Source organism: Maribellus maritimus (assembly GCF_022267315.1).
Lineage (GTDB): Bacteria > Bacteroidota > Bacteroidia > Bacteroidales > Prolixibacteraceae > Draconibacterium > Draconibacterium maritimum.
In genome coordinates this window covers 1-22,360 of sequence record NZ_JAIKLE010000063.1, presented here as the reverse complement: position 1 = coordinate 22,360, position 22,360 = coordinate 1, and the positions used below count along the sequence as shown (strand labels likewise).

Annotated in this window: 22 protein-coding genes; all 22 read right to left on the bottom strand. The window is 34.4% G+C overall.

What is annotated here, in order from left to right:
- Positions 1-259 precede the first annotated feature (259 nt).
- The 22 genes from K5G00_RS27660 to K5G00_RS27555 all read right to left on the bottom strand — a co-directional run bounded on the left by K5G00_RS27660 (position 260) and on the right by K5G00_RS27555 (position 21,958).
- The gene (locus tag K5G00_RS27660) at positions 260-676 is read right to left on the bottom strand and encodes an endonuclease domain-containing protein (RefSeq protein ID WP_238769734.1); all 417 of its coding nucleotides are present in this window, start codon (positions 674-676) and stop codon (positions 260-262) included.
- A 73-nt stretch (positions 677-749) separates the two neighbouring features.
- Positions 750-1,745, bottom strand: coding sequence for an NAD-dependent epimerase/dehydratase family protein (locus tag K5G00_RS27655; protein ID WP_238769733.1), 996 nt, complete (start codon positions 1,743-1,745; stop codon positions 750-752).
- On the bottom strand, positions 1,746-2,552 hold the full coding sequence (locus K5G00_RS27650) for a glycosyltransferase (RefSeq protein WP_238769732.1): 807 nt from the start codon (positions 2,550-2,552) through the stop codon (positions 1,746-1,748). It lies immediately after the preceding gene.
- 3 nt (positions 2,553-2,555) lie between these two features.
- Positions 2,556-3,470: an alpha-1,2-fucosyltransferase gene (locus K5G00_RS27645; RefSeq protein ID WP_238769731.1), complete on the bottom strand. Its 915-nt coding sequence runs from the start codon at positions 3,468-3,470 to the stop codon at positions 2,556-2,558.
- Between the two features lie 8 nt (positions 3,471-3,478).
- Complete coding sequence (locus K5G00_RS27640) at positions 3,479-4,588, bottom strand: glycosyltransferase family 4 protein (RefSeq protein ID WP_238769730.1); 1,110 nt, start codon at positions 4,586-4,588, stop codon at positions 3,479-3,481.
- Between the two features lie 23 nt (positions 4,589-4,611).
- Positions 4,612-5,151, bottom strand: coding sequence for an acyltransferase (locus K5G00_RS27635; protein ID WP_238769729.1), 540 nt, complete (start codon positions 5,149-5,151; stop codon positions 4,612-4,614).
- A 10-nt stretch (positions 5,152-5,161) separates the two neighbouring features.
- On the bottom strand, positions 5,162-6,382 hold the full coding sequence (locus K5G00_RS27630) for an EpsG family protein (RefSeq protein ID WP_238769728.1): 1,221 nt from the start codon (positions 6,380-6,382) through the stop codon (positions 5,162-5,164).
- Positions 6,375-7,373 (bottom strand): CgeB family protein, encoded by a 999-nt coding sequence (locus K5G00_RS27625; RefSeq protein ID WP_238769727.1) that lies wholly within the window; start codon positions 7,371-7,373, stop codon positions 6,375-6,377. The genes K5G00_RS27630 and K5G00_RS27625 overlap by 8 nt, the downstream gene beginning before the upstream one ends.
- Positions 7,370-8,506, bottom strand: a complete 1,137-nt coding sequence (locus K5G00_RS27620) for an NAD-dependent epimerase/dehydratase family protein (RefSeq protein ID WP_238769726.1) — start codon at positions 8,504-8,506, stop codon at positions 7,370-7,372. The genes K5G00_RS27625 and K5G00_RS27620 overlap by 4 nt, the downstream gene beginning before the upstream one ends.
- Positions 8,507-8,508: 2 nt before the next feature.
- Entirely contained in the window at positions 8,509-9,120 is a 612-nt protein-coding gene (locus K5G00_RS27615; protein WP_262921471.1) for an acyltransferase, read from the bottom strand.
- A complete protein-coding gene (locus K5G00_RS27610) occupies positions 9,092-10,525 on the bottom strand; it encodes a lipopolysaccharide biosynthesis protein (protein ID WP_238769725.1) in 1,434 nt (477 codons plus the stop codon). Before K5G00_RS27610 ends, K5G00_RS27615 begins: the two co-directional genes overlap by 29 nt.
- 3 nt (positions 10,526-10,528) lie before the next feature.
- On the bottom strand, positions 10,529-11,902 hold the full coding sequence (locus tag K5G00_RS27605) for a hypothetical protein (RefSeq protein ID WP_238769724.1): 1,374 nt from the start codon (positions 11,900-11,902) through the stop codon (positions 10,529-10,531).
- A 10-nt stretch (positions 11,903-11,912) separates the two neighbouring features.
- Positions 11,913-12,749, bottom strand: coding sequence for a cytidylyltransferase domain-containing protein (locus K5G00_RS27600; RefSeq protein WP_238769723.1), 837 nt, complete (start codon positions 12,747-12,749; stop codon positions 11,913-11,915).
- 1 nt (position 12,750) lies between these two features.
- On the bottom strand, positions 12,751-13,752 hold the full coding sequence (locus K5G00_RS27595; protein ID WP_238769722.1) for an N-acetylneuraminate synthase family protein: 1,002 nt from the start codon (positions 13,750-13,752) through the stop codon (positions 12,751-12,753).
- 4 nt (positions 13,753-13,756) lie between these two features.
- Positions 13,757-14,191 (bottom strand): YhcH/YjgK/YiaL family protein, encoded by a 435-nt coding sequence (locus tag K5G00_RS27590; RefSeq protein ID WP_262921470.1) that lies wholly within the window; start codon positions 14,189-14,191, stop codon positions 13,757-13,759.
- Positions 14,192-14,196: 5 nt separating this feature from the next.
- Entirely contained in the window at positions 14,197-15,237 is a 1,041-nt protein-coding gene (locus tag K5G00_RS27585; RefSeq protein ID WP_238769720.1) for a nucleotidyltransferase family protein, read from the bottom strand.
- Positions 15,238-15,306: 69 nt separating this feature from the next.
- Positions 15,307-16,455, bottom strand: coding sequence for a UDP-N-acetylglucosamine 2-epimerase (gene neuC, locus K5G00_RS27580; RefSeq protein WP_238769719.1), 1,149 nt, complete (start codon positions 16,453-16,455; stop codon positions 15,307-15,309).
- A complete protein-coding gene (gene neuB / locus K5G00_RS27575) occupies positions 16,452-17,459 on the bottom strand; it encodes an N-acetylneuraminate synthase (RefSeq protein ID WP_238769718.1) in 1,008 nt (335 codons plus the stop codon). The genes neuC and neuB overlap by 4 nt, the downstream gene beginning before the upstream one ends.
- 1 nt (position 17,460) lies before the next feature.
- Positions 17,461-18,096 carry an acetyltransferase gene (locus K5G00_RS27570; RefSeq protein ID WP_238769717.1) on the bottom strand — a complete coding sequence of 212 codons (636 nt, stop codon included), beginning with the start codon at positions 18,094-18,096 and terminating at the stop codon, positions 17,461-17,463.
- 2 nt (positions 18,097-18,098) lie between these two features.
- Positions 18,099-19,247: a LegC family aminotransferase gene (locus K5G00_RS27565; RefSeq protein WP_238769716.1), complete on the bottom strand. Its 1,149-nt coding sequence runs from the start codon at positions 19,245-19,247 to the stop codon at positions 18,099-18,101.
- 6 nt (positions 19,248-19,253) lie between these two features.
- Entirely contained in the window at positions 19,254-20,441 is a 1,188-nt protein-coding gene (locus tag K5G00_RS27560) for a UDP-N-acetylglucosamine 4,6-dehydratase (protein ID WP_238769715.1), read from the bottom strand.
- 101 nt (positions 20,442-20,542) lie between these two features.
- Positions 20,543-21,958 carry a nucleotide sugar dehydrogenase gene (locus K5G00_RS27555; RefSeq protein WP_238769714.1) on the bottom strand — a complete coding sequence of 472 codons (1,416 nt, stop codon included), beginning with the start codon at positions 21,956-21,958 and terminating at the stop codon, positions 20,543-20,545.
- Between the last annotated feature and the right edge of the window lie 402 nt (positions 21,959-22,360).

Here is a 22,360-nt window from a genome sequence, read left to right as displayed (position 1 = left end):
CGTTGCCCCATACCCCAAATACTTTTCTCCTTAGATGAGAAAAGTATTCAAAAGAATCAAGCCAAAGTTATCCTTCAACGCTTTTGGCCTGCACCAGCCCGGGCTACTTTGGCAGGCCTACGCACCTTTATCCGCCGGGGGCGGATATTGAAAGTTTTTAAATTTCTATCTAATTCTATTGTGTTTATAATTCTTTGCCAGCTCAAATGTGGCCCAAAGAGGCACGAGATACAATCTCGCACCAGCGGGGCAGTTAATTTTACAGGTTTGACTCCCCTCTTGAGAGGGGCCGGGGGTGTGTTTCTTCATACCTGGAAATATAATCTTCTATTACACGGAAAACATTATCTGTATCACGAAAAATTTCGTCATCCCAAAAATGAAGCACAGTAACTCCCAATTGATTTAGTTTCTTTTCCTTTTCTTTGTCTTTTTGATGTACATCCGGAAAAATATGACTGTATCCATCCAGTTCAATGGCAAGCATCAATTCATTACAAAAGAAATCGACAATATAATTGTCTATTGGTTTTTGGCGGTGAAAATCATATCCATACAATTGTTTGCCTTTTAACATTTTCCACATAAAAATTTCAGCTTTCGTAGAATCATTACGCAACTGCCTTGCGAGTTGTTTTAAGTTGGGATTGTAGGGAATAATTTTGCGACGCGACACAGTTTATGTTGGTATTTTGAATTAACATTTTACACACCCCGGTATCCCCTCTCAAGAGGGGAAGGAGAGACAGCTATTCCGTCTCAAAGGTAATGCCGTCTTTGTTTTTATCAATAAACTCGTAATGAAGTGTGTTATGAAGTCCTTCCGACAATGTATAAGGTGCTTTAAAACCGCAGTTGTGTGCCTTTGTGGAATCAAATTGAGTGGTGGCACAAAACTTTTTCACCCGAACAGCGCTTACAGAAAACTTTTTGCCTGTAAGTTTACTCAGTATATCAAATCCAAAACCTCCGAGCATACCCAGCCAATAGGGAAAATGAGTGGATGGAATTTTCTTTTGTAAACTTTTCTCTACCTGGGCTACCAATTCATTCATGTTTAAATCGGGTTTATCGATGTAATTAAACACATGATAACCGGGTTTGATATTTTGCAAGTGATATTTTATAAAAGCCGCAATATTTCCCACATAGGCCATCGACTTATAGTTTGTACCTTTGCCTACCATTAAAAATTTACCCGAGGCAATTTGTTTTAGCAGGTTAAAGACATTTCCGCGGTTTCGTTCTCCAAATATTACAGTTGGACGTATAATGGTTAATGATTTTGTTTCCGGGTCTTTATTGTACCACTCGCGTAAAACTTCCTCGGCCTGCCATTTACTTTTGCCATAATGATTAAAGGGATCTTTTGGATGTTCTTCATTGGGATTTTTTTTGTTTAATCCATACACCGCTACCGAACTGGTAAAAATAATATTCTTCACCCCTGTTTTATCCATTGCCTCCAGCACATTGCGTGTTCCCTGTACATTTACATCGTAATACAAGGAAGTGGGGCTAACATCATCCCGGTGCTCAGCAGCCAATAAAACGACAGTTTCTTTGTTTTGCAAGGCTTTTTCAATATCTGCCGGGTTACGTACATCTCCAAACGTGGTTAACTCCGGAAAAAAATGACTTTGTTGTTTATCCAGATTGAAAAGAGCAAATTCCCTTTTACACGTATCAATTAAACGGGTGCCCACAAAACCGGAGGCCCCGATAAAAAGAATTTTGCGATTCATTTATTTACGTAAAGTCTTATAAATAATTTTTAGTACAAAAACCGGCATTAAACGCGGAAATGCCCTTAGGATTATATTTCGTAAATATTCAAAATGATTAATCATATGAATATTTAAAAATTCTTTTTGTAAACGTAATTCTTCTTTGAAAAAATGAAGGCCTTGCCTACGTGAAATCATATTATTACCAACTCGAGCGTATATCAAATTTTCATCTAAATTAGCAGAACGAAATCCTTTTTGGAGCATTCTAACCCAAAGGTAATAATCTTCGTAACCTTGAAAGGCCTGATAATTACCAGCTTCAATAACGGCTGATTTACGAAACATGACTGCCATGTGATTCATTGGATTTCGTCGTTTTGCAAATTGAATAATTTTATCATGTGTCTTAGGTAAACTCCGAATACTTTTTATTAGAGATGGATCGACATCGAATTCTGCGATATCAGAACTTAAAAGTGCTGTGTCCGGAAAATATTCAAAATATTCCAACTGTTTTTTAAAACGATCTTTAGCCGCAATGTCATCAGCATCCATTCTCGCTACAATTTCATACGAACAATGCTCCAGTCCTATTGCCAGAGCTCTACCTAAACCAACATTATTTTTTAATGGAATAATTTTTAAAGGTTTATCATTTAAGTGAGAATTAATTAAATCTTCAAGTCCTTTGGTAAGTGGACCATCTTTAACCAATACAATCTCAGCTGGTCTGACTGTTTGATTGTCCCAGATACTCTGTAGTGCTTTTTCAAGATATTCGGGTTTTTCTTTACTGTATACTGATAATAATACCGAAAACATATTTTATATTCTAGTCCAATTTGAAGGGATAATTCCCATGTCTTTCTTAAAACGTACAGCCCATTTTCTGGGGGCGATTACAATTTTGTTCGGGTTTTGATTTAACCATGCCCCCCACCAACTGAATGAACTCATTGAAATGATATTGTGTTTACATTTTGACATAAGCAACATGTCTTGATTGCTATCTTCTCCTCTATTCCAATCCACAAAGTTGACATTCTTTTCAAAAAAGAAATTTTGTTTTACCCAAGAAATATTGTCCGTGAAAACGTAAAAAACCGGTTTTGAAACCCTTTGACGAACACGATCAATTGCTCTTAGATAATATTTTTTTGATGCAATACGCCACATCAATTTTAACCTAAATCTATAAAAGAGTTCTTTAAAGGACTTTGGTTGATCAAATCTCCGGATATGAACAGAAACTGAATTTTCTACTTCTAATTGTGCAATTAATTCTACATTTTTCTTACTTATTGTTTTCCATTCAAACAATTTTATTAAAGTATTTCTTTGATCTATTAAATATTTTTCGTTTTGCCAATAACCCTCCATATAAATTCGACCTGAATCAATAACCTCATTATAAAAAGCTGAGTAATTGGGTTCAACCCAATGAGTTTTTTGTATTAAATAATTTGTGCTATTGAAAAAAAAACGATCAATAATTTTTCTAATACCAAAAAAAGGTTTGTTATCTTTTATTTTTCTAAAATTTAATTCTTTCTGACTAATAATATCATTTCTAATATTTATACCAAATACCCTTTTTAATTCAAAACCATTATGTAATGTGTAATTATCAAAGTCAGTAATATCTATTTTTGCATTAATACCTTCTTTTTTCATAAAAAGAAAAAATGCATACTGAAACATTTGATTCCCTAAACCTCCGATAATTTTAACTACTTTCATTGATAATATCAATTATGATAAAGCATTTGATATATGTTCTGATAAGATTTTGCCATAATATCTTTACTAAAAAAGGACAATCCAGATTGCCTAATATCATGTTGTAAATTAAGTTTAATATTTGATGATAATCTAATTTGTTCAATTAAGTCCTCTCTTGAATTTACATTAAATAGTGTTCCTATTTTTATTTTGTTAATAATTTCGGTATGTGAGTCAATATTTGAAAGTATAGGGTATAATCCACACGAAATTCCTTCTAAAATACTATTTGGTAATCCTTCTGAAAGCGACGCAGAAATAATATAGTCTGCAATTTGCAAATATTCTTTAGGATTGTTTGTTCTTTTAATAAAAATTATGCTTTCAGTTTTTTTCAATTTTTTTAAATAATCCTTTTCATATCCATCTCCTACTATTAAAAGAATTAAATTTTCTTCTTTGTGAAAAGTGTTAAAAGCTTCAATAGCAATTTTTGCATTTTTTCTTGGTATTAAATCACCAAGCATTAAATATATTTTTTGATCAGTTTTAAAACCATATTTTTTTCTTTTTTTCTTTTTTTCTTTAACTGAAGCTGGATGAAATTTATCAAAATCTACGGCATTTAATACTATTTCACAATCTATTCCTTTTAACTGACTTATTTTTTCTGAAATAGTTTTAGAGGGAACAACAATTTTATCGAACTTCATGAGAAAATAATAGTGAATATCAGTAATAAGTCTAGCTATAAACTTACCATATTTTGTAAGGTTTGTCTTATAAGGTTCTGATCTTGTGGTAGAAAGAATCTTTTGGTTTGACTTAGCAAAAAAAGAAATAATATCACTTCTAAAACCTTGGCTATGGATTATATCAATATTATCCTTTATTAATATTTTTTTTACAGAAAAAATACCAAGTATAATGCTCCACCTGGGAAGTCCCAATTGAATAACTGTTATTTTTTTTTCTTTAAACGATTTAATAAGGCTGTTTTTACTTTCGTGAGAAAGTGTTATGACAATTGGATTAAATTTCTCCGTATTTAAGCTTGATATTAAATTCAGCGTTTGGTTAATCGGACCACATAATTGGAGCGTGGAAAGAATGAATGCTAAGTTAATTTTGTTCATTATATTTAAATACCTTAAAATTTTTATGATTTAAAAGGATTTTCCATAAAATCCTTTTGGACAAACATATTATCTGGTTGTTTTTTCAAGTATTCTTCTTTAGAAAAACGAGATAGGTTTTTACAATTTAAATTGTACGGAAGCATTCTTGCTTTAAAATCAGATACTAAACCAATAATTTTTGCAGGATTTCCACCCACGATAACCCCATCTGGAACTGATTTGGTCACAACTGACCTAGCTGCAACAATAACATTATTTCCGACAGTAACGCCGGGCAATATACTGCTACCAGAACCAATATAAACATTGCTTCCTATCTTTATTTTTCCGAATAAATCAAAATTTGGATGAGTATCTCTCATTATCCATCCTCCGCCATGAGTCCAAAAACTCACATTCCCAGCTATTTGAACATTATCTCCAATTTCAATTAGATAAGGTTCATTTCCGAAAATTTTTGTGTAAAAAATACACCCATGTCCAACTTTTACCCCAATGAATTTTGCGTATGTAAGAGGTGGCAATATTTTTTTTAGAAAGTAATAAAAAACCTTTTTCATATAATTTTCCTTAATATATATAATCTTGCTTGGTAACTTTTATATTAAATAACGTTATTATATTGTTGTACAATACTTTAGAATGACTCTTAATAATAGAAACACGAGTAGAATATACCATTGCTGTAAAGAGTAAGATGGTATATAGTGTTAACAGCTTAAGCATCAATAAACCTTTTTTTGAATAGAAAAAAGTAGAACCAGATTCAAACAGAAATAAGACATAAAAAAAGAATTGAAGAGCATAACTATATCTGGCAAAAAACATTGGCATACTATAAAAGAAATTCGTTAGTATCGCACATAGATAAACAAAATTTCTGAGCTTAGAATTCCGTTTAAATATTAATAAATATAAGAATATTAAGTATGTAAATGATAAACCAATATACCGTGATACTTTTCCTTTGAAAGACATTTCTTCCATAAAGTTTTTATAGTAAAAACCTTCGGTATAGCCTTGTTGCTTTTTGATAAACTGTTCGTTGGAAATATTAATTTGTTGTATTGGTTTTACAATGATGCTTTGAGGAATAAAATTAAAACCAAAAGAAATTATGAATAATATCCTAAAAAGGTTTTTCCTATTGAAATATTTTAATATTAATATAAATAGTATAAAAATTATTGTCATGAAATGAGTAAGTGTTCCTAACGCCATATAAATCAATCCGGATTTTTCTTTTTTGAAATACAATACAAAGAGACCGTACATTTGTAAAGTAAGAGCAACAGGCATTCTTATATTTAATGCAAAATTTCGAAAGCTAATGGTAAGAAAAGTAAATGCTATGAGCAGTATCCAAATGGTTTTAGGTATTTTTCTTTCATTTTTTGCTTCATATATTTTTACAAACTGGAAAAGTATTAAGAACTTTAAAAAATAACCTATAAATACTGAAAGAAACGGAATTAACTGCGGAGACAAATTAAAAACCTTAATGAAAAACTGAAATAAGGTTAATACAAAATCCGTATTTTGAATTAAAAGAAATTTAAATGAGCCCCAGTCTGTTGTTAATTTCGAAAAGTCATCATAATGTTTCGTTAAATCATCAGTAATCGTTGGGATTAAAATGTAACCAAGCGCAGCCATAAAAAAAGATAATAGCACTACCGCATATTTTTTCTTATTTATAACCTCAATCAGTAAAAAAGGTAAACTAATTAGAGGGTATATTATAAATAATCCAATTACGGGAAGATTTATTTTATTTTGTAATTTATGCATTTGCAATTAAGAATATATTTTTTACCCAATTCGACAACGAATATTTTTCAATATTATATTTAGTTTTTAAAGGATTTTTTATAAAATTAAAATCGAGTTTAACATCATTCCGATCAACTATTGAAATTAGCTCCGGGGAATAAATATCAAGTTTTTTAATATGTTGATTTGTTGTCACCATCTTTTTCCCTTGAGCCAATATTTCAAAAGTTCTCATAGTTAAACCTGTCTGAACTTTTTGCTCAATATCAATAATACATCTAGACTGTTTATAAATATTTGAAATTTCAGATAGAGTTAAAGTGTTGAAATAAAAATCGTCTTTATTTGCATCTCTAAAATTTTTACTGTCAAATATCTTTCGCTTATAGTAACCTAATTTGGAAATAACCAGGTAAATTTTGATCCTTAAATTCAAGTTTTCCGCTTGCAATTTTATTTGTTTTAAAATCTTGTATCTATCGCTATGATCTCTACCAACAAAAGATAGATCATATTCGAATTGATTATCCGAATTAATTATATTTTTAGTTTCGAATTCTTTGGAATAAAAAAGTGGTAAATATTTAAATCCGTATTTTTCACAATCAAGTATATCAAAAGAAATTATGCTGTTCATTGAAGAAAGCAAATTAAGCACATTATTATTTTCTGATATTGAATCCCATAAATAGAGAATGAATTTTGTTGTTGGTGAGTGCTTTCGGATGCTTAAAATCGTTTCAGGATTTAGCATTCCACCTCTTATTATGAACACATAATCAAAATTTGTATTTTTAGATTTTTTAACTGCATTTCTAACTATTCTATTTTCTAATTTCTTTTTAATTTTTGGTAGGTGACGAAGCAGTTGAAAATATCTGCTTTTTTTCTTATAAATAACATGATAGACATATGCTCCTTGAGCCTCCATTTCTTTTTTTATTGTCGCTGTGTAATTATGCAACTCAGAACTAATAAAAAATATATTTTTCCCTTTTATAAAACTCATTTGTACAACCCTTTCTCCTTTAGCTCTTTAATTGACCTGGTGTAGTTGTCTTTTTGTATTTCTTGTTTTAGTACCCAATTGCAAAATTTTTTTATTCCTTTTTCAAATGAATATTGTGGTTTGTAGTTTAAAGCTTTCCTGATTTTCGATAAGTCAGCATAGTTGTGCCGAATATCACCTAACCTAAAATTACCGGTAATATTGAAGGGCACATTCGAATTATAATTTTTCCTTAATGTTTCGGCGACAGTGACAACGTCTATCGGTTTATCTGCTCCAACATTAAAAATTTCATAATTGGCTTCGTCGCTTTCAAGGCCCAAGATGGTAGCATTCACAACATCATCGATATATACAAAATCGCGACTTTCCTTTCCATCTTCAAATATATTTATGTCGTTGCCATTTCGAATTTGTGTGCTAAATATCGAGAGTATTCCTGTGTATGGATTGCTTAATGATTGTCCGGGGCCATATACATTTTGATATCGAAAAGCAACTACCGGAATGCCCAAAGATTTACCAACCATCAGTGCCATTTGTTCCTGATTTTGTTTGGTAATGCCATAAACAGATGATGGATGAATTTTGCTATCTTCTGAAGTGGGTAACAATCTTATTGCTCCATTACAAATTGGGCATTTGCATTCAAAATCCCCTTTTTGCATATTCTCTGTTTTTCTCTCCAAAGGATAAACTATTCCATGTTTTTCACATTCGTATTTGCCTTCGCCATATATTGCCCGCGACGAAGCAACGATAATTTTTTTGATTGAATGCTGCTGATTGGTTAAAATATCCAAAAGTAAACTTGTTCCACCAATGTTAATGTCACTGTACTTCTTAATCTCATACATCGATTGCCCTGTTCCTGTTTCTGCTGCGAAATGTATAAGTGCATCTTGATCTTTTATTGCTAATTCCAGGTCATTTCTCGATATTACATCTCCTTTTATGAATTCAACCTGACCGATAATGGACCGATACAGAGGTGATGTTTTTTCTGGTACTTCTCCATGAATTTGTTTCGATAGATTATCCAATACCCTGACCTGATAACCTTTTGCAATAAGTTTGAGTGATAAGTTAGAGCCTATAAAACCTGCTCCTCCTGTTATTAAAATATTTTTCATTTTTAAATATTTATAAATGAACCATCAGGGGTTGTTTTTTCCCATTGTTGGGTTTTAAAATTAAACCGTTTAATAATTTTTGCCGGCGCGCCTACAGCTACTGAATAATCAGGAATATCCTTTGTTACAACAGAATTTGCACCTATGACACAATTTTTGCCAATACTTGCACCCAAAACACAAACGTTTTCACCTAACCAGGCACCTTCTTTAATTACAACTTTACTTAACTGTTTAATAGGTTGCTTTATTATCGGTAATGAGATATCAGCATAATTATGCAGATTATCTGTAATATAAACTTTGTCAGCCGTTAAAACATATTTTTCAATAATAATCGAGTCAGTTGCATAAATATGATTAAAATTACCAATGGAAGACCTTTCTTGAATCTCTAAAATTGGACTTCTTTGCGTTGTGTGTTTTTTTGCAGCTAACCATGTTTTGTAACCGACATAAACATTTCTGCCGATTCTGATATTCCTGGGGTCTGATATTCTTAAAGGATGGTTTATATAGGCAAATATACCTAATTGTTTAAACCGCCATGAGTTAAGAAGCCACCAGGCAGACCTATAACCATATCTAATTATTGTTTTTAAACTGTATTCCATTTTTTAATGATCTCAAATTAATGTGAAATACCTTTGACAATAGCACTATATAAAGTGCCAGAATAAGGATTTTAAATAAAAAATTTTGAACAGAGATTTCGATTTTTAAAGCATAAAATAGAGTGAATATGATAAAAATAAACGAAACTAAAGCCATAAATTCAGATTTCAGACTTTTACCCGGGAAATTCATTTTTTTAAATAAAAATATATTCATAAAAAAATAAGAAACTGCCGAAGAAATAGCGGCAGCATAAATACCCCAAACAGGAATTAGCAGCAGGTTAAATAGCACGCTTATTCCGGCACCTACAAAAGAAGAAAAGCCAACTATACGTGTGTTTTTATCGGCAACCATTATGGTGCGAAAAACCACGTTTTGGCCGGTCATTATAGCGCCAATTATTATTATGGGTACCAGTAAATAGCCATTATAATATTCTTCAGATGCTAAAATCTTAAAAACTTCCTGACTGAAAAGAGTCAACCCCATTGCAATAAAATAGACGACAAACAGAAATGTAGATTGAATTTTTTTAGCGAATACAAAAAAATCTTTTTGTCCAAAACGTTTATAAAATTCTGGCTCAAGGGCCTTATACCCGCTTTGTACAATCATATTAAGTGCAAATGCCAGTGTATATGCTACTGTATAAACCCCAATATCGGATATTGGAACAAACCTTTCAAGAATTATCCTGTCAGAAATACTTAAAGCAAGATAGGCTATTGCGCCTGGTATTAATGGCAACGAAAATTTGAGGCCTTCTTTAATCTGTTGTAAATTTATGTTGAACTTAGCTTCCTTCCCAATAATTAACCAGTAAATAAAAAAGAAAACAGATACTGAAATAAGTTTGCCATAATAATGCCCTACTAGCCCTTTTCTTAATACTACAACAAACAGGAATGTAAGTAAAAATTGTAACAGTGTCCTTCCTAACGACAAACTGACAAACAATTTAGCTCGTTGTTTAATACGATATAGAACTAAAGGAATTATTGAAAAACCGTCGAGGAAATTATTAATTAACGCCAATTGAAAATATGGTTTCCATGGAACCTGAATATTATATTTGGTAATGATATGCGGCAGTATAAACCAAATAACAGCTATAATTGAGAGGTTAATAAATCCAATAAATAAATAAATATTGCCAATTAATTCTTTCTTTTCTTTTTCTGTTCTTTTCTCATAATAAAATCTTAAAACGTAGCTGTTTAAAGAGAGGGCACCTAAAACAAATAAAAATATTACAGCAGAATTGGTGTAGCTTAAAATGCCGTAATCGCTTGGCGATAGATAATGGGTATAAATGGGCAATAAAAAGAAACCAATAACTTTAGGAGCGATTTCACCAATTGCATAAATAATAGTTTCTTTAAAAAGTTTATTGCGCAGCATATGTTAAAAGGAAACTATTTTTTTAAATAACTCTTCATTAAACGCTTTGAAAAAAGTGTAATATTCATCTTCAACAAAACTTAGATCATTTTGCCAAATACTGCTGAAACCTTCAAAATCTTCAATCAATTGTACATTTGGATTATTAAAAATGTCTTCATGTGCTTGATAATTCAATTTTTTTAAAATAATTACTATCGTGTTATTGTGTAACGCCTCGTAAACCGCGGTGGAAACAACTGCAAGTAATGCTTTTGATTCAATTACAAGTTGTGAAACATTTTTTTCATTTGTTAGCACAGATACGTTCTTATTTTCAAGAAAATATTCTTCAATTTCATTAAACTGGTGAAATTGATTTGGATGAAGCTTATAATATATTTTTTGAGCAGGATTTTCTTGAGCAATATTTTTGGTAACCGGTCTCAATTCCATATCATGCACGTTTGAAGTAATTACAGTTAAATGAGTCTTTTGCCTGGCCTTTGTCTTCTTATTGAAATAGTCATTTCCGATTGAAATATTTTTTATAAAGGGATGGTAAAACAAATTTGGCCAATAGTCACTTAGTGTTAAAAGAAAATTTGGATTTATTATGTCACCTTTGTTATATTTAATATCTGAATTGTAGCTATATGCCGGATGCGTACGGTCAATACTTCCATGTTGAAACTCATAAGTTAGTATATTATTTTTTTTAGCCGCTAAAAACAAGCCTTTTTGAATTCCATTTTGAGTAACAAAAATTCTTTTTAATCTGTATTTATTCTTATTAAACAACCAGTTGTAAAAAAGGAATGAACTTATAAAAGAGGAATACTCGTCATTTAAAACTGATGATAATTTTGATAAATTAGCTGAAGGGAATGATTTTCCAATAGCATTTAATATTTCATTAAGTACTTCAGTATCTAATTTGAAATTTTTATATTTTAACTTTTTTATGGTGTGGATAAAAGAATGTAAAACGATATTGTAGTCGGAATATTTGTAGTTACCATATGGTGTGTACGTTTCAATTATCGATACGTCTGCTTTATTTAAAGCAGATAAGGCACCATCAGCGTTTAAATCAAAAAAAATACTGTTGTCATCTTTATTCCTGGAAGAAATAAAAAACAAGCAGCTATTTAAAGGTTTTATTAAACAACTAATAGATATGATAAAACCCTTAAACAGTTTTATGCTTTTGCTAATATCTTTTTTAGCATGTGAAGAAAGCGATTGTTCATTTTCACTTTTTCTTAAAAAAGAATCAACTTTATACCGGATAATATCCCAAATTGGATAATTATCATTTGTACGCATTAAGAATAGAGCAAATTTTTTTTCCATAAGAAAAAATTTGTCTATATATTCTCCATCCTGTTTACTCATTTTTGATTATTTATAGCTTTATGTGCAGTTCGGATAATTTAGGAGTTAGTAGCTTTCCAATTTTGTTAGCAAAATTTTTACCACATTCAACGTTATTTCTAAATGCTTTATTAATTAAATCCATTTCTTCTTCTGTCGGGTATCTTTGTGTTCTTTTATGATTAATTTTCAAAAAAGCAGGTTTCTCCTTAAGTAATTGAAATACAGTATAAATGTCTATTATTTCAGATTTATTTAAAGATTTATATATCAAATGTATAAGTTCATAATCTTCGTGATAATCAATAGTTAATCTATTTTTTTCATCAAAATAATTTTCTTCAACAACTAAATTAAAAATATTAAAGAAATCCGGTTGATTTACAAATGGCCCCCAAATTTCAGTATCAGCTTGTTTTTTCATGTGTACAGCAACTTCAAGGGCTTTGGTTTCAATCATTGAAGTTGCTATACCGATTGGCAACCCTTTTGTAAAACCAAAATCGAATGGTTCCTTTTTAAATTGATCGATCAATAATTGTGATGTGTAAATTGAAAAAAGAGGATTGTCAGCAGTAATACTAACAAAGGTATCGTAATGATAATATTTTGCTGCATCTAACAAACGCTGTAATACATCATTTTCAGAACCGGCGTAGAACTGAATACCTCCTTTTAATGCATAATTGTAAAGAGCGGAGTCTTGGGGATTGGTGCTGGTACACAACACAATTCCATCAATTCCGATAGTTGCCTTGCATCGTTCAATAACTCTTTCAATTACTGTTTTGCCATTAAGATCAAGCAAAATTTTTTGTTTTAATCTTGAACTTTTAAGCCTTGCAGTTATAAAAAAACCTATTTTCATTTTACTCAAATTTGTCTTTTGTGATTAACTCACCTTTTGGATAATTCATAATGGCTTTTTTACCAACCAAGTTCCAAACTTCAGTTTGCGATGTGTCAGAAATTTGAGAAGTTCGTTTAAAATCTATATCAGCTTCTTGAAATGTTTCCCCGTTTTTAATATTCCGGTTTAAAAAAGCTGCTTTTTTATTCGGCCCAAATATTGAATATTTTATTTCACCTTCATTTAGTTTTAATAATCCATCACCATTACAACTATCTAAAAGTTTTAAATTAGTCACTATATCATTGAACTGTTTTATTCCTATTGCTGCCTGCCAGTCAGTGCGTTCTTCTCCTGGTTTATTGGTTACATGTTTTTCAACGAAATCCATTCCTAAAGCGGCACCCATTACCGTTATCAGGTTGTTGTTGGGCTCATTCCATGCTGTATGGTCGGCATAGCCATGTTTGAGATTTGGATATAAGCCCATTATTTTTCGGATACGTTTAAAATTAATATCTGAGTATTTTGTCGGATAGTTTTGAAAACCATGCATTAAAACGATGTTTTCTGTTTCTATAAATGAGATGGCATTTTCAATTTCGTAAAGCGTTGAGCCACCAACACCTAAAATTATTGGAATATTCCTATGATTATATTCCTTCAACTTTTTTAACAAATGCAAATCATTTAAACATACAGAATGTATTTCGACTAATTCAGGATTGAAAGACATTCCAAAATCAATGGCCTCGATGTCGTTAAATAGTAACATCAGTTTTTTTTCTGAATCAACTATCTTTTCTATAAGGACTTGCCATTGTTCTTTATTAAATGCCTTACTGACTAAAAAGTCATAACCCGGATGATCGGGTAACATATATTCATTAAAACTGAGTGTTATATGTAATTTTATAAAGTTTGTATTTGTATTCTGAATGAGATCATCAACCAGGAGTTTCATAAAATTAAAATCTCCATCGTGATGCCACGCTGTTTCTGCTATTGTTTTTATTGACATTATTTTAAATTTTTATTTTAAACACTATCTTTCTGACTTTTTGGGGATTATTAATATTAATCCCGGGATGGTGATATTCATTGGGATACAAAACAACAAAACAATCTGGTTTTAAATCAATAAAATAAGGTTTTGCTTTTACCAGTTCATAATCAGCTTCATCGTCATATTGTTTGAATATCTCGAAATGTGAGTCGCATAATGCCATTCTTTCTGTCCCTGATAATACAATTTGAAAATCAATATATTTTCTATGATTTTCCAATATCCCGATATCATTTGAATTTGTTTCATATTCATTCACAAGGACAAAAATATTATGTGAAATTTCATGTTTGCCCAGGGATAATAAGCTTAGATTGCTTTGTTCAAGATATTCCAATACTTCCGGGAACAAATTTTTATAGCGTTTCAAATTTTCCAATTTATCCTGTATCATAACTATCAATGTATGTGTTTTACAATTTCCTGTGCATTTTTATAATCCTGGTGCTGGCCAATGTCAATCCAGTAGCCCACTATGGGATTATGAATAACGATTTGGTTTGCTGCAATGAGTTGTTCCATCAGGTCGGTAATATTATAGAAGGTATTTTGAGGTATCTTATTTAAAACCGACGTGTTGAGAATGTAAATCCCGGCATTGGCGTAGTTGGTATAAATCGGTTTTTCTTTTAAACCAGTTATTTGGTTTTCCGTGGTTGTAAAAATACCATACGGAACTTTGGTGGTATAAGGAACAGTTGCCACGCCCATAAAAGCATTTTGTTGAACAGTGTTCAGGTACAGGTCTTCAAAATCGGTATCCGTGAAAAGGTCACTGTTCATTAGCAAAATGTGTTTGGTATTGAACTTTTTAACCAGTGAAAGCGCACCGGCAGTACCCAGCGGCTGGTCTTCCCAGATGTATTCAATTTGAATGCCTTTGGAAGCGCCATCGCCAAAGTAATCTTCAATTTGTTCCCCAAGGTATTTTACTGAAATGTATATTTTTTCAATACCAAAACTAATCAACCGGTCGATGTTGTGTTCGATAATGGGTTTGTTGCCCAGCGGGAGCATGGGTTTGGGTGTTTTGTCGGTTAGCGGTCGCAGACGTTCGCCCCGTCCTCCGGCCATTATCATGGCTTCGAGTGGCAGGATGCTTTGGCGTTTTTTCAGGTCGTAAACTTTTTCAATCTGCCCTTTATCGTTGAGTACGGGCAATAAACGGATGCCTTTTTCGCGGGCTGTTTTAAAATCGTGCACGGTAAATCCATTGTTTACCTTGTGAAACGATTTTAGCATGAATTTCTCCACGGTGTCTGTAAGCGATAGTCCATGAATAAATCCGCGCCGGATATCGCCATCGGTTAAGGTGCCCACTAATTGTTGCTGCTCATTTACGGCAAAAAGCGTAAGCGAACCCGGCACCTCGTTGAGCTTTTTCATGGCCTCAATGACGGAGGCGTTGTGTGATATAATGTTTTTCGAAAATTCGTTCATAGTTATTCACAAATTACACGAATGAACACAAATGTATTTTCCCTTAAATGACACAAATGGGCACAAATTTTAAAACGTGATATCATAAAATCGTTTTTTGAGGTTGATTTTTTCTGTGCTTTTTAATATATCAAGAATTTTTTCAGAGGTGTTTCCATCGCCGTAAGGGTGTTGGTATTGTTTTGTTTTATCGAGATTTAGAGCATTTTTTAATGCTTGGCTAATTTTTTCTTTTACGGGTTCGCAGTTAAAAATGATTGGCCCCGTAATGCGCCCTTTTTGCCTGTCGCCAATGTTTACAGTGGGCACATTAAAAGCAGGGACCTCAATAATTCCACTGGATGAATTGCCCAAGACTGCATCCATGTGTTTAATAGCTGAAAGGTAGCGTAGTTGCCCCAAAGAAGTAAATGCAACGGCTTTTTCAGGATTGCTTTTTACAAAGTCGTCAATCATTTGAATGATAATGCGACCGTCTTTATCGGAATTGGGTTTTGTGAAAATCAATAAAGTATTTTCCAGTTCGTTTAATGCTTCCAATAAGTTTCCGAACTGTTCTTGGGCCGATTGGTTTTCGAGCGTTACCGGGTGAAAGGTAATTAGCAGGTTGTTTTCAAGCAGGTTATGGCCAATAGATTTTTCAAAATCATTTCGCTTGAGCAGTTGCAGCTTTTTGATGTTGTCTAAGCCAATGGCTCCCACATTAAAAACCGTTTCGGGTTGTTCGCCCAATTGAATAACCCTCTTACGATAGGTTTCGGTAGCTGTAAAATGGAGGCTGCTCATTTTTGAGATAGAATGCCGGATAGCATCATCATATGCTCCTTCAGTCAGTTCACCTCCATGAATGTGAGCAACGGGGACTCCGGCAATCAGAGCCGCCGAAGCAGCTGCAAAAATTTCAGTACGGTCGCCAAGCAATACAATAATTTCAGGCTTTAACTGGTCAAAAGCTTCGGCAAAAGAAATTTGCGCCAATGCCATGGATTTTGAGATACCTACTGCGGTATCGGAAGAAAGAAGGATTTCAATTTTCCGGGCAATGGGAAAACCATCCTGCTCAATTTGCTTCCAAGTAAGGCCAAATTCAGGAGAAAGATGCATACCGGTAACAAGGAGCTGCAATTCCAGTTCCGGGTCATCGTTTATGCCTTTGATGAGCCAGTAAAGCAAACCGTATTCAGCTCTGGTACCGGTTATTACACAGATTTTTTTCATAACCCAATTAACTCATCTTCCAGAAAATCGCGTTTGGCTTTTTTGCCTATAATATCATCCCACAGCATCGGGCTTAGTCCGTCACCAGGCCTTTTTACGGTAAGGTTTTGTTCCGTAAGAATTTCTCCCTTTTTGATTTTTGTGGCAGCGACGATACTTTTACGGGCTATTTTTATATTCTTTTTCTCACTCGGGCTGGGTTCTTTAACTCCTGAGCCTGAAATTGCTTTTTCGATATTGCGAATAGCACTGACCATCTCCTTCAATTTAACAGGATCAAGTGAAGCTTTATGATCGGGGCCAGGCAAGTTACGGTCAAGGGTGAAATGTTTCTCAATAACTTTTGCGCCCAATGCCACAGCGGCAACTGGTACTTCAATCCCATTAGTATGGTCGGAATACCCGACTTCAACACCAAGTTCACTGTGAATATGTTCCATTGCTTTCAGGTTTACATCTTCATAAGGAGTTGGGTATTCGGTATTGCAATGCAAAACAGTGATTTGCTTTTTGTTTAATCCATGGAGGGTTAGTACATCAAGCGCTGATTTTACTTCACTGATGTTTGCCATGCCTGTACTCATGATTACCGGTTTGCCTTTTCCTGCAATGTATTTCAGAAAGGGCTTATTGGTTATCTCCCCTGATGGTGTTTTAAAAAAAGGGATATCCAACGAATCCAAAAAGTCAATGCTTTCATTGTCAAACCCGGTAGAAAGGAATTGAATACCAAAAGTATGACAGTGGTGAATGAGTTCATGATGCATATCCTCATTCAATTCCAGCTTTTTAAGCATTGCCCATTGGGAATCGTCTTCGTCAATCAGATTCCTTATTTGATATTCCGCTTTTTTTGCCGATTTACTAACCAGTTTCGAGGCGTTAAACGTCTGAAACTTGACAAAATCAGCACCGGCATTGGCAGCAGCTTCAATAAGCTTTTTTGCCATCTCCATATTACCATTATGGTTTACTCCTGCTTCTGCAATAATCAGTGTGTGCATTTTATCTGATTTTACGTAAAGGATTTCCGATATACACACCAGATAACCGGATGTTTTTCAAAACCTGCGAGCCTGCAGTTACAATTGTTTTTTCGCAAACGGATATATTATTCCCTACGGTGGCATTACTTCCAATAAAACAGTCTCCTCCAATATCTGCTTGTCCGTTGATTTTTGCCCCGGTTGAGATATGGCAAAAATCCCCAACCGTGGTTTCGTGTTCAATTAACGCTTTTGAATTGATAATTGAACTCTTTCCAACCGACGCATTTGCATTTACAAGTACGTGGTGCATAACGATTGTTCCTTCTGCAACAGTTGCATATTTGCTCACATATGCCAGCGGACTTATGATAACAGGTAATTTACCGCCTTCTTTTTTTACCTGTTCGAAAATTTTTCTTCTGATATTTGATGATTTGATTTGCCCAACTGTTATTAAAAAGTTGTATCCTTTGGCTGCTAACTTTTTAATCGATTCGTCGGAGCCGGTTACCATATAGTTTAAAACAGATTGTCCAATCTTCTCTTTTTGATCCAGAATTCCGGCAATTTCGTATTGCCCGGTCAGTTCAATTACATCAATACAGGAAATACAATGTCCCCCGCCTCCTATAAGTACAATTGGTTCTTTCATTTTTATATTGTTGCACTACTTGGAATGTTTACCAGTCTGTCGGCAATCCATTCCGCATTTTTAATATTTCCACACTGGCTGTCCCTGAACATTGGTAAACGGTTCATCAATTCCCATACCGGGCGGGTCATAATTCCGTTCTGATTGGTGTACTTTAAAAATTCATCCCGTTCTTTTCGGTCTTTTAACAAAATGGCATTAAGCCAATAGTTTGAGTGGCTATTTTCCGGTTCCTTAATAAACTGAATATTCTTTCCGCTAAAAAAGGATTGATACCTCTCAGCCAACTCTCTTTTTATTTTTAGAAATCCAGACAGTTGTTCCAGTTGTGCCAGCCCCAGGGCAGCATTTATGTTTGGCATGCGATAATTGTAGCCAATCGCATCGTGAACAAACTCCCAGGCATGCGGCACCTTTGCCTGTGTTGTAATGTGTTTTGCCTTTTTTGCCGACTCTTCATCATCAAAAAGCAACATCCCCCCCCCCCCTGTGGTAATTATTTTGTTTCCGTTAAAACTTAGTACACCAATTTTTCCAAAAGTACCTGTATGTCTTTTATTGAAATAACTTCCGAGGCTTTCAGCGGCATCTTCCACCAACTCAATATGATATTGTTCGCATATTTTGGCTATTTCGTCAATCCGACATGGATGCCCAAAGGTATGCATTGGAACCAAGGCGGAAATTTTTCTTTTTGATAAATTATTGTAGCATCCGTCACCTTTTCGCGTAGTATTCTTGTCTAAAAAATTTTGAAGCGCCTGCGGACTAAGACCCAGTCTATCCCTGTCAACATCAATAAAGACTGGTTGCGCGCCGCAATAACTGATGGCATTGGCTGTAGCGATAAAGGTTAAAGGTTGAGTGATTACCTCGTCATTTTGTTTTACGCCCGCGAGCATCAGAGCCAGATGTAAAGCATTGGTTCCGTTTACACAAACAACTGCTTTTTTTGCCCCGGTAAAATTTGCCATATCTTCTTCAAAACGGTCAACAAACATTCCCACGCTGGAAACAAAGGTGCTGTTGATACACTCTTCGATGTATTTTTTTTCATTTCCGTTAAATACCGGCGCGTGCAGGGGAATAAAACCTTCGGGTTGGTTAAAAGTCTGACGGATAAATTTTACAATTTCAGCAAACCTGTTCATTTAATGTTACATTTTAGCGTCAAGATATTTTCCTTTTTCAACATAGGCAAAGTTAGGAATCATTTCAAAAAATAGAGCAACCAACTCTTTTTTTGTCCAACTCTTTGTTGATTTCATAAGATGAGTTGTATTTCTAAAATATTCAATCTTACTGCTGTCAAAACCATGTTCATTTTTTACAATTCCAAGATTGATAAACCGATCCAAATCAAGAATTTCATTATCGGTAAAAAATTCTTCGTACTCCTTTTCACCTGTAGTATCGCTTTGGGTAAATAAACAAGGCCATTTCCCCTCATTGGGCAACGTGTTTACCAGTTTACGTGCTTCCGCTTCTGTTTCGCACAGATATGGTTTATATCTGATTTCAGAAAGATAACGTTCAGCAATTTCGGAAAAGGTAATCATATGAAGATTTTCGCTCAACTTCGGGAAAAAGATATCCCGGTTTTCTCCAAAAATAGCAGACATTAAACATAATTCGCCTGATTCTTTAGGTATAACAAAATACCGTTTTACATCATTTGGCGCTACAATGGGCTGTCGTTTTTGAATCCGCTGGTTAAAACCGTGCAACAAAGAACCATCGGAAAAGGCGACGTTGGCAAAACGTGCAGTGGAGATATCCATCTGTTCGCTTTTCTGCATCAAAAACATCTCCATAATTCGTTTTGAAGCCCCCATCATATTTGCTGGGTTTGCTGCTTTATCAGTGGAAACACAGAAATATTTTTTCACACCAGCATCAATCGATTGTTGTATTGTTTTTTCTGTGTTAAAAATATTCACATCAATCATTCGCATTAATGTAAACGGGTCTTTTTCGCTACGCACATGTTTTAATGCCGAAAGATTTAAAACATAATCATATTGACCGTCAGAAGCAATAAAAGCATCATACTCAACTGAGCCAATATCCAGGGCAAATGTTTGAAAATCGCCATCGATATATCCAAATGTACTACGGATGTCGCGCACCAGCTCCACCATGTTGTTTTCGCTGATGTCTACTACATGGAGTTTTTGGGGCTTGCGTTTAAAAATTTCTTTCGTTACCGCCTGACCGATAGAACCTGCGCCGCCAATCACCAAAAACCGGGAAGTATTTATAATGTCAGTTAACTCCTTTTCATGCTCTGCTATGTCTTCTGTGAAAAGTTCTTTGTCGCGTCCAATTAATTTTAAAATATTCATTTGAAAATAAAATTCTTAAACCATTTAAATTGCTTGATATTTATACGAGTTGAGTTGAAAGTATTAGCCTAACAAAATCTTAAATACTGCTTTGACTTATTTTACAGCTTATACACCTTGTCATCTGCTTCTTTTATCATATTTCGCAGGTCGACAATGAGTCGGGCATGTTTTTGTATCTTTTTGATATCAAATACCGAGTGATTGGTGGTGAGGACGACACAATCGGCATTTTTTATGGTTTCCTCATCTAAATCTAAGGAATAAAAGGTATTTCCTTCGTTTGTTTGTACCTCCGGGATATAGGGGTCGTGATAGGTCACTTTCCCGTCTTTAAAAAACAGGATATCCATAATCCGGAGTGCCGGAGATTCCCGTTCATCGTTGATATCGGGTTTAAAAGCGACACCCAGAAAGAGAATGGTACTGCCGCTTACTGCTTTCTGCTGCCGGTTAAGGGCAGCTGCGATTTTGATGTACATGTAATGCGGCATCCGCATGTTGATATGACCTGCAGCATGAATCATGGAGAGGTCGAAATTATATCGTTTGGCGATGTGCTCCAGGTAAAAAGGGTCGAGCGGGATACAGTGTCCGCCCACACCGGGTCCGGGATAAAAAGCCTCAAAACCAAAGGGTTTTGTTTTGGCAGCTTCAATGACTTCCCAGATGTTGATATCCATTTTACCGGCTAAGAGTGCCAGTTCATTAATCAGGCTGATATTTACCAGCCGATAGGTGTTTTCCAGAATTTTTACCATCTCAGCTACACGTGGCGAACTCACGGGGTGGATGGTGTCAACGGCTTTTTTGTAAAGAGCCTGTCCGATTTCGAGTCCTTCGGGAGTGAGGGCACCCAGCACCTTGGGAGTGTTCCGTGTGTGGTAGTTTTTGTTGCCGGGGTCTACTCTTTCGGGGCTATAGGCAAGCCAGAAAGGAGTAGCCCCCCTCAATCCCCCCGTGGGGGGGAGGTTGGGATCGGTGCCGGTATTATGAGATCCCTCACTTCGCTCCGCTTCGTTCGGGATGACAGTTTCGTTGAAGAACGGGTTGCTTTTCGTTGCCTCACTTATTAGTGGCAACATAAAGTCTTCAGTGGTGGTGGGGTATGTGGTGCTTTCCAGACAGATAAAAGTGCCGGGTTTGATGTTTTTACCGGTTTCAATACAGGCAGACTCAATATAACTCATGTCGGGTTTGTGAAAACGATCCAATGGTGTTGGTACACATATGATAATCGCATCGCATTCACTGATTTTTGAATAGTCGGAAGTAGCGATAAGGGTTTTATTGTCCAATACCACTTCCTGCAGGGACTTATCCGCTACGTCGCTGATATAATTTTCGCCCCGGTTGATTTTGTTTACCCGCTCGGCAAACTGTTCAAAACCAAATACTTTTACCCCGGAACCGGCAAAGTTCACAGCAAGAGGCAATCCTACATACCCCAAACCGATAATACCAACAACTTCCCGGTTTTGAGCTATTTTTTTAAGGATTTGGTTTTTATAGTTCATGGAATAATAACAATTATATTTTTGAGTCTGTGATGTATTTTAAAACGTATCTCACTGTGAACTTATTTCAATAATATGAGGATTGTACTTTTTTTTGTTTTAGTCTTTGAATTCTATTTTCTGCTAAAAAGGCTCAGTACTCATTTCTCTTTTCTCACAATCTCATCTTCTCAGCGCTCGTCTCTGCTTCTCAACGTGTAGTCTGTTCTTTTTTGAATTTCTTATTCTTTGATTTTTTTTCTATGTAAAACTTTGCGACTCATCTCTCATCGCTCATCTTTTACTAGCTCAACGGGGCGTTGCCCCGAGCCCCAAATACTTTTCTCCTTAGATGAGAAAAGTATTCAAAAGAATCAAGCCAAAGTCATCCTTCAACGCTTTTGGCCTGCACCGGCCCGGGCT